Below are 8,779 nucleotides of genomic sequence, written 5' to 3'. Positions count from 1 at the left end.
TTCTATAACCGCCAGCGGCGCCACTCGCGCCTTGGCAATGTTCCGCCTGCATTGTTCGCTGAAAATTTCAGCAAACAGCGATAGGCGGCTTGAAACAAGAGTGTCCGCTATTGACAGTACACCTCAGGCAGCCCTGGAAAAAATATCTTGGCGTGAGTTCGAGAGCCTCACGGCTGAGGTATTTCGGCGCAAGGGTTTTAAGGTAATCGAGCGAGGTGGCGCAGAGCCAGACGGCGGAGTAGATGTGGAGCTGCGGATGGGGTCAGACAAGTACCTGGTCCAATGCAAGCAATGGAAATCACTTAAAGTTGGCGTTGCCACTGTCCGGGAGCTCTACGGAGTAATGACTGCCGAAAGTGCAGTAGGCGGGTTCGTCGTGGCGTCCGGGGACTTCACTCCCGATGCTCTCAGTTTTGCCCAGGGACGCGCCATCAAACTTGTGGATACGTCTGAGATGCTGCGAATGGTGGCGGAGACCCGAAAGGAGGACTCCTCGGAGCTCGCACACCCGGGGTTGAATCAGCCTTTGCCTCAGACGGCGGAAGTTAGTCGTCGATGTCCAAAATGCCGCGCTCCTATGGTCCTTCGGAGCTCCAAGAAGGTGGGCGCAGATGGCAATGCCTTTTGGGGTTGCTCGACGTTTCCAGGATGCCGGGGCGTCCTGAAAGTGGAGTAACGCCCCTCATACTAGAATGTCACGGGTATCTTGGTGCCCAGCCGCCTCACCTGTGGCACGTCTAAACGAAAGCCCTCTCCACAATCAGCTCATGGCTACAAAATATAAATGGCAGTTCGCCCCACGCTTCCGTCGCAACGCCTTCGGCTGGAAGTCCAGCACGCCTATCCTCCGCATCAAAGAGGCCCTCGCTGAAATCAAGGCAATCGCTAAGAAGGAGCCGGTCCTAGCGGCCGAGGGCGCGGTGCTCTTCCTGGAAAAGCTGGCGCCAGCCATCGAGCAGGTTGACAGCAGTTCCGGTGGAATTGGTTCGGCCGTCAATCGTGCCATCGAGGCGCTCGTCCCAATAATCACAAAGGCTGATGTCAGCGGCGCTGTGCGTCAGAAGTGGCTCGAACGTCTGTGGGACGCCCTTCAAGAAGATGACATGCCTTACCTGGAGTACCTGGGGGAATTCTGGGGCGAACTGTGCATGACGCCCGAGATTGCGTCGTACTGGGCTGACTATTCGTCCCCGACGCTGACGACAATGTGGGAGCACTGTGTGCGCACTGGAGAGTACGGATACTACAAAGGTACGACTGCTTGCCTGAGCGCGCTGTATGCGTCAGGTCGTCACAACGAGCTGTTGGAGCTGATTGCAAAGTCTGAGTACCGGCATAAGTCATGGCACAACCGAATGTGGGGCGCCAAGGCCCTGGCTGCGGCCGACAAGCACGCGGAGGCTATCCGCTACGCTGAGGACTCGAAGGGGCTGAACGCGCCCTTGACAGCCATTGCAGCGTTCTATGAGGGTGTTTTGTTGGACGCGGGCTTCGCGGATGAAGCTTATGCACGTTATGCTGTTGCGGCAACGTATGCGACGACCAATTTGGCGACATTCAAAGCCTTAGCGAAGAAGTATCCGCACATGCAGCGCAAGACAATTTTGCGAGACTTGGTTGCGAGCCAGCCGGGGAATGAGGGCAAGTGGTTTGCTGCAGCCAAAGATGCTAACTTATTTGAACTGGCTATCGAACTGGCGAATCGGAGTCCGTCAGACCCGCGGACGCTCATACGCGCTGCGCGCGACTATGCAGCTAAGCAGCTAAGCAGCCGGAGTTTGCACTGGAGGCAGGGATGACCGCGTTGCGCGGTATAGCAAAAGGATGGGGCTACGAAATCACCGGCGTGGACGTGCTGGATGCGTACGCGGCCGTGATGACGGCGGCCGGCGCTGCGGGCGTGGATGAGTCTGTGGTCAAAGCGGATGTGCGGGCGATGATTGCGGCCAGCCGTGGCGCGGGTGAATTTATTGGGAGGGTGCTGGGGCGACAACTAGCCAGCTGACTGGACTAAATTCACTTGGCTTACTGTCGGTGCCAAGGACAAAATTGACCCTAGCGGCCGAAATTCGTTGACCCAGGCGAATTTGCGCAGGCGCTGGCGCGATACGGTCGCCGGCGGCAACGCTAGGGTCAGACGCAATCGGCGCTGTGGGGCAATTTGGCGTCGACACCAACACACGTGTCCAGTTTGCGCTGAAATGACTGTCCAGTTCGCGGCGCAACAGATGTCCCGTTTGCGTGAAATACGCACTTCTCTCTATTGGTAAGAGTTGTTCTTGGGGCAAAGATGCCCCCTACCCTGTGAGAATTCCAAGGTTCGCATCTTGCCCCCGTTGTTTCACCATTTGGGGATACCGGTTCGCGCGAATGCGCCGGTATTCCAGCCAGACTTCAAGCAGATTTGCCTGCGCCTACCTCACCTCTAGCTGCTGCCCAGTGTGCGCCCATGGTATCCCGCTTAGCGCGCTTCCAACCTATCGACCGCGGCGTGTTGAGCCCCTCCTTTGATTAAGTCCGTATACGGAACGGTTTTAGCCTTCTTAGGTATTCAAAGTGAATCTAGAGGACTCGTCCGTGAGACCTCGCGCCTAGGTACGCGGACCTTTAACCGGTCGACATGTCTTGAGGGGTGAGTGGGGGGATATCTACGTTGCCCACAATGGCATAGTCGCCTGGTGAGCTAACCGTGTCAGGGTCTTTTCGCTTGGAGGTCTCATCGTTTTGGAAGTAGAACGGACTCGTAAGACCATTGAGCAAAAACGGAGGGCTAGTACAGAACAGGACTCGCGCCTGTATAGGAGCATCCGTAATTTCGCGCCTAGCCGCGCTCTTGGCGGCGTTCACGGCCAAGCGAAAATAGCTTTGCGTGTCGACGTGCCATTCGCCTGAATTGATGGGTTGCCGTAGAAAGTTAAGGACACGTTCGGAAAAATGGTCAGGGCAGGATTTGTGGCGCAACAGTCCTTCAACGAGACGCTCAAGCAGTTCCAAGACCACACCAAACTGACAACCGCCTGAGCGAATAATGAGCCGAAGGAAGTCCAAAGTTACGTAGGCCGCCGAATTGAAATCAGTCGTATCTTGGGCGATGTGTTTAACGAAACGCCGAATGCCGGCGTCCAGCCAGTCACCTCCTTGATACACTAAAACTTGCAGGTCTTGCGCCCGTAGCGAGACGAAGTTTCGATTTCGGAAAAACATTTGGAGGCTCGCCCGAGAGTAGTCTCGTTGGGTCATCTGCCCCTTTGAAAGCTGCTCCATGAGGAAAACTTGAGGCCACACCCCGGTTAGACCGCAGTACTCAGCCATCATGCGGAAGCGCTGGTCTAGCGCAAGCAAAGTAGACTGATGTTCCAAAGCTACCAATAGAACTGCGTATTCCTCATCTGAAACCACGAACTCAACTTCGGAAAGCTGCAAAGGTGGTGTGGTAAGTCCGTATGCTGGCACAACCGTACAGTAGCGCTCAACACTCTCGCAAAATTCCGTCAGGAACGCGATTTCCTGCTTGTGGTTCTTGGCCGTGATTTCATGGAAAACGAGGCGCCCGTTCTCGGTGCCTGCTATGCCAGAAGAGTGGTCTGACTCGGCCCGTAGAAGGCGCCCCTTCAAAACATCAAGTGTCCTGGTGCTGACAAGTACTTTGGGGAGTAGTGCCAAAGCGCTCAGGCTTCCAATCTGGGCCAACTCCGTTAGAGTGGCAGCATCCACCACAAATGATGCATCGGACCGGCGTAGCAGTTCTAGCGCTATATCTCGCATCTCGCCAGAACCCTCCCCGACAACTAGCGCAAGTTTTTGTGCTGGCCACGACCGAACTAAAGTCACGATATCGCGCCCCAGCATTCGAGCAGTAACGCCAAGTGTAAAATGATGCGACTCATACAAGCCTAGAACCCCATTTGCCGCTTCTGCCGTCTTGTTGAGCTGGTCGGTCAACTTGTCGAATTGCAGGACCCCGTCTTTGTCCTCGTCGAGGGTTATCGACCTCAAGTTCTTTGATGGCTCGAGCGAGACGTTCAACGACACCTTAGCTAGTTCCAGCAGTCGTCTATAAGCGGAGCCCACAGATGCGACGGTGTAGGTCTTCCTGCCTCCAAACACATCCTCCACTACGAACTGGTCACCCGTCCTCTTCCCTAACAACTGCTTAAGCGCAGGCGAAGTGGACAACCGAAATTCTTCTGTCTCGGGCAATTCGTTGCACTCATCAGGGTCAAGGGTAAATGTAGACACTACACCATCACTACCTACGATTGTGACCGTTGTGCCGGCCTCGACAGTATCAAATTCTCTATTTAGTAAAGGGAGGTTGTTTGCTTCCAGCATGTGCGTCGAGATATAAGCAGCCGCCGATTCGGCGCTGTTGAGGTTGTTTCGACGCATCCGATACAGACGGAGCATCCCTTCGTCTTTGAACCCATTTGCGAGTTCAACGCTACCCAGCTGGGCAAGGTCATGAATGGACCCCTGCAAAAGGGGCGGAAGTGTGCTGATTGCCTGCGTCATATGAGCTTGTGAGATGCGCATCTCCACCATCAGCTTAAATAGCCAACTCATCGCCTTGGTCGGCTCCGCTCGAAGCTGAGCATCGACAACCCCACTTAAGAGGCTCCAATCTCCAGCTGCATGACCAAGCTCAATCGCCAACCGCCTTGCGACGTCGTCATCCTGCCATCCCTCCGGGAAACTACGAATCAAACCTAAGGCTTTCGCACGTGCCCCGCTCCGTACGTAACAGTAAAGAAGCTCGCCATGCAACTCACTAAATTGTCCAGCGGGTAAAATCATTTCGTAAAGAGCCGCAGCGTTCTTTAGCAACTTCATATACGACAAGAGCGATGCAACCATGTACTTCTCGCCAGGCTCTGTACTGACTAGAGCAAGCTTTTCCGCTCTGGTAGAAAATACTACGGCACGAGCCTCCTGATGATTCTTGTGCAGAAGCCTCGCTGCCGTAGTCAACATCGAGATAGAGGTCATGGAATTGGCGTCCAAAGCCCCGACTTCGGTCATGGCTAACTCTGTGAAGTCTGTGCGCGATAGTGCCTCCCATCGCAAGGAAATCAGAGCGTCAGTCACTGATTGCTCACTGGAGTGCAGGCGACCAGCTACCTCAATAGCGCGCTCAATTGCCGGGACGTTTTGCGCAAAATTCGCTATCTGTCCGAATGCGACAAGCCCACCTGGTGACATTGATTCCAAAACCTTTTGCCCAACTTCGAGCGCTTCATCGCGTCTTCCCAGTTGAGCCAAGGCCTCCATCTCCACGCGACCAATATTGGAATTATCGATTCCACGAATACGGGCCTCGCTAACCACTGCCAACGCTTCTCCAAAGTTTCCCAAGATGAGATGCCCAAATGCCAGCCTATACAAGGTGTCAGATAAGATTGCCGGTGCTTCAATGCTCCAAAGATTTTGGTGCCGGGGTTCAAACGTGGCCAAGACGAAACGAAGGTCTTCCTTGTCCTTTACCTCCAACATTCGAAATGACAAGTTTAGAGAATTTGACGCAATGTCCTCAAGCAAAAAGCTCAACGTCGAATTACGCGTGAAGAAATTTGACGTGCCAAGCTTTAGGGCCTCCATTCCTAAGGCGCGCGCTTCACCTACAAGGCCGCGGGCGTGCATCCCAAAAGACACGAGCTGAAACGCATCTGCTTGAAGCAGGTGCTCACGAGGGATGTCAGCTACGGCAACAGTTTCCTTGTTAGCTAAGCGCGCGTTCGTCACCGCTGCCCACACTGCCAAAGATTCAGGAAACCTTTCAAGCGCCTCAGCGCCGGCGGTTAAGGCGGCAGGGATATCTCGCCTCAGCAAAAAACCTCTAACACGTGCTGCCGCCAGTTTGTCGTCGTCGTCACATAGGCCGGCCGCTTTGATGAAATCGTCAGCCGCTCGCTCATCGTCGTCGTCATGATGCCAACGGCAGATACCTCGCATGTGATACCAACGCGCCCTCTGGTGATTGTCTAGAGCGCCCAAGTTTTGGCCGATTTGCTGGAGGCTACTCGCCGCTTCTACATATTTGCACGCTTTGATGAACGTGTTGATGTGGTCGAGCTGACCTGAAATTAACTTATCTACGGATGCAGAACGCGCGTTTGAAGGCTGGTCGGCACCAGTGTTCGCGATAGAAGCACCACCAACGATTCCTGCCCAGGCGGTGGTCGAAGCATGAGTTGCACCGGTGGAGGCCGGCATGGCAGACATGGCGGTAAAACGCAGAGATGTCTGCCCGGCCTGGCTTCTATACGCATCGAACCAAATGGCGAGGTCACCACCAATAACCAAAGCGAGATTGCTGAAATCTACGGCGCCGTATGTGGCGTTTAACATTGTGCAGGCGCTGACTAACCTGGCCCACACATGATTGGCGTCGAACGAAACGCCACATTGCGTCGCAGCCAGACGAATCAAGTTGATGTAGTTTAGGTGCTCTGCCGTACCCTCGACATCAAGGTCATGATTGCAAAAGTCGACATGACGCGCAAATTGGAAGAGCTCGTCATCCGATACGGTCGCGTCACTATAGACATCAACACTCTCTCTAATGGCAGCCAAAGCGTTCCGTTTCAAAACGCTGCCGGCACCTGCTGCTGTCAGCTTTTCAATCCATTCGCTGGCCAGGGTAGATAGCTGCGCATAGCGGACTACGTCGTGGGCGCCCCGCATGTCGTGGAAGCTCGACGCGTCGTGCACTATAACCAAGCGGTCGGCCAGCCAGACGAAGTCTACAGATTTGAAATCAAGCCATGCATTCCCGATGGCCTCCTCGAAAGCCTTGTCCGATTTCCGTGGGGTTAGGCCTCGCTTCATTTGCATTAAGACGCGACTGGTCAACCCGTTGCCACCTTCGACCGTACATACAAGGTCATCTGTGTGTGGCCCGTGCACTCGTGCTTGGAATTGTAGTCGTAGGATTCGAGATGACTCGGGCACACCCGGTGTCGCAGTCCCAAGAACGAGTCCTAGAAGCTTCACGGCTTGAACGCGATTTTCGAACGCGCCTCCGGCACCACCAACGGAAGCTGCGCTTGCAACCTTCTTTGCTTTTCCGCGCTTGGCTGGGCACCCTTTTTTTGCGGGCTTAGACTTTTTCGGTACCGCTTTTGGCTTGGGTGTAGTGGCCATGCAATGATTCCAGTGTTAGCGGTATGGGTCGAATAGCCAACCCGTTAGTTACCACCATCTTACTGGCAATCAAATACCGTCAGTAAGGAATTCAGAACCGCCTCGCGCGCACGTTGGTCGGTACTTCAAGGCTGGATGCGGCGCCCCGGGAGAGTGGTCGTTAGGACGAGCCCAAGCTTTTCAAGGAACGACATCACCGCATCTTGTGGAACTCCATGTGCCCTCATTACTTCCGCGCACTCAATAGGCTCACGCGGATGCCTGACCGGAGATATCTCTTGCAGTAGCGCTTCTAGCAATTCCCCGTACTCGGAACTGGCTATAAGCCTCGTGGCCTCTTCGGAAATATCGCTCCAGTTTGGCCAACTGGCACGCCATATCCAATGCTCGTGCGTGCCAAGCGCGACTGGTGTCGGTCTCGCAGCTATCGGAATTTGATGGGTGGCTTCCTTCGCCGTCTCTACTCGCTTCGGCGGCGCCAGTTCACCATGGACAACTACATAGCTTTGCCCTTCATGGCGGTAGAACAGGAGCTTTCTGAGAAAGCCACACGCGCATAGGTAGCCAAGGTAACGTCTGACTTCCACGTTGACCGCCTCAATAGAGCTGCTTCCGGTGTCGAACCTATCCAGTACCCAACTGAAAATCAGGCTTTGTTTGAGGTCGTAGCCGAGGTTAGCTTTATGAAAGATGAATCGAGCAAAAAGTGCAGCTTGCCATATCATCGCCTTCTCAGAAATAGCGCTACCGCCGACACTCTCCTTTTGGAGATAGTAGGGCCATCGCCCAACAATACCGAGGCGTTCCCGCAGGTCTTGTTCCTTGTGCTCCGGAGACATCTGACGGTACCGCTCAGCCGCTGCCTCACGCCGCGTCCTATCCTCATGAAGTTTTCGTTGCCGAGTCGCCTCGCGTTCTTTATCGGCAGCTGCCTTGGCCTTTTGTTCGTTGTTCGCCCGCCGTATCCTCTTCGCCAAGCTCATGCGGAGTCGATGCCGCTCTTCTCTTTCATTGGGAAAAAAGAGCCAGGATTTGAAGGCGGTATCGTGAATAACGCGCTGTGTAATCGCCTCGAAGCCAGTCGAGATGTCCATATCCGCAAGGTCAATTTCAATCGATGGCAACTTGAGGTCAGCAATTTTTCTTAGCTTATCTGTATCGACTTTGTGCCGGAAATACATCTCGACCAAGAGCTTTTTTTCCCCTCGATAGCCAACTACGTCGGGGCGAATATTTCTCTCCCACACCTCGGGCAGTGAGCGTTCAAAACGAATGGTGCGACGCTCGCAAAGAGTGCTCGACTCTTGCATCATGAGACCGAGCTTAGTCTGACTCGAAACGACGATTGTCAATTTCGGAACTGTCAGCCAATTCTGCTCCAGCAGTACTTGTTTAGCCGCAGCGTGAATTGCAGATTCAGCACAAGTCACGCCAATTTCAACCTTGTGGTGGGCGAAGTGCCACCTATTTTTCTGGCCTTTTTTGGCGACCAGAATGGCGCCACATCCAAAACAAGAACAATCGCACGCGAGTCCGCCTTCAACTTCGGCAGGCGCGTACATTCTTCCGGCCTTGAAGCCAAAAGCGGTTTGTGATGGGTCGGAAGTGACAGCTCGGATAGTAGAGTTCATGTTCGCCA

At 54.3% G+C, this 8,779-nt stretch carries 5 protein-coding genes; 3 read left to right on the top strand and 2 right to left on the bottom strand.

Annotated features, from left to right (window positions below; genetic code table 11):
• The 3 genes from F1609_RS31495 to F1609_RS35290 form a co-directional block, all read left to right on the top strand.
• Window positions 1-676, top strand: a 676-nt coding sequence (locus F1609_RS31495; RefSeq protein WP_167081449.1) for a restriction endonuclease, incomplete at its 5' end; no start/stop codon positions are given.
• A gap of 91 nt (window positions 677-767) precedes the next feature.
• Window positions 768-1,799: a hypothetical protein gene (locus tag F1609_RS31490; RefSeq protein ID WP_308609587.1), complete on the top strand. Its 1,032-nt coding sequence runs from the start codon at window positions 768-770 to the stop codon at window positions 1,797-1,799.
• A complete protein-coding gene (locus tag F1609_RS35290; protein ID WP_308609586.1) occupies window positions 1,796-2,005 on the top strand; it encodes a hypothetical protein in 210 nt (69 codons plus the stop codon). Before F1609_RS31490 ends, F1609_RS35290 begins: the two co-directional genes overlap by 4 nt.
• A gap of 602 nt (window positions 2,006-2,607) precedes the next feature.
• Here the strand turns inward: F1609_RS35290 and F1609_RS31485 are convergent.
• Both F1609_RS31485 and F1609_RS31480 read right to left on the bottom strand, forming a co-directional pair.
• Window positions 2,608-7,140, bottom strand: a complete 4,533-nt coding sequence (locus F1609_RS31485; protein ID WP_167081447.1) for a PIN domain-containing protein — start codon at window positions 7,138-7,140, stop codon at window positions 2,608-2,610.
• 125 nt (window positions 7,141-7,265) lie between these two features.
• Complete coding sequence (locus tag F1609_RS31480) at window positions 7,266-8,771, bottom strand: competence protein CoiA family protein (RefSeq protein WP_167081445.1); 1,506 nt, start codon at window positions 8,769-8,771, stop codon at window positions 7,266-7,268.
• Window positions 8,772-8,779 lie beyond the last annotated feature (8 nt).

Source organism: Massilia aquatica (assembly GCF_011682045.1).
Taxonomy (GTDB): domain Bacteria; phylum Pseudomonadota; class Gammaproteobacteria; order Burkholderiales; family Burkholderiaceae_D; genus Telluria_A; species Telluria_A aquatica.
Note: the sequence above shows the minus strand (reverse complement) of the source record. Positions and strands in the feature narration are given on the sequence as shown.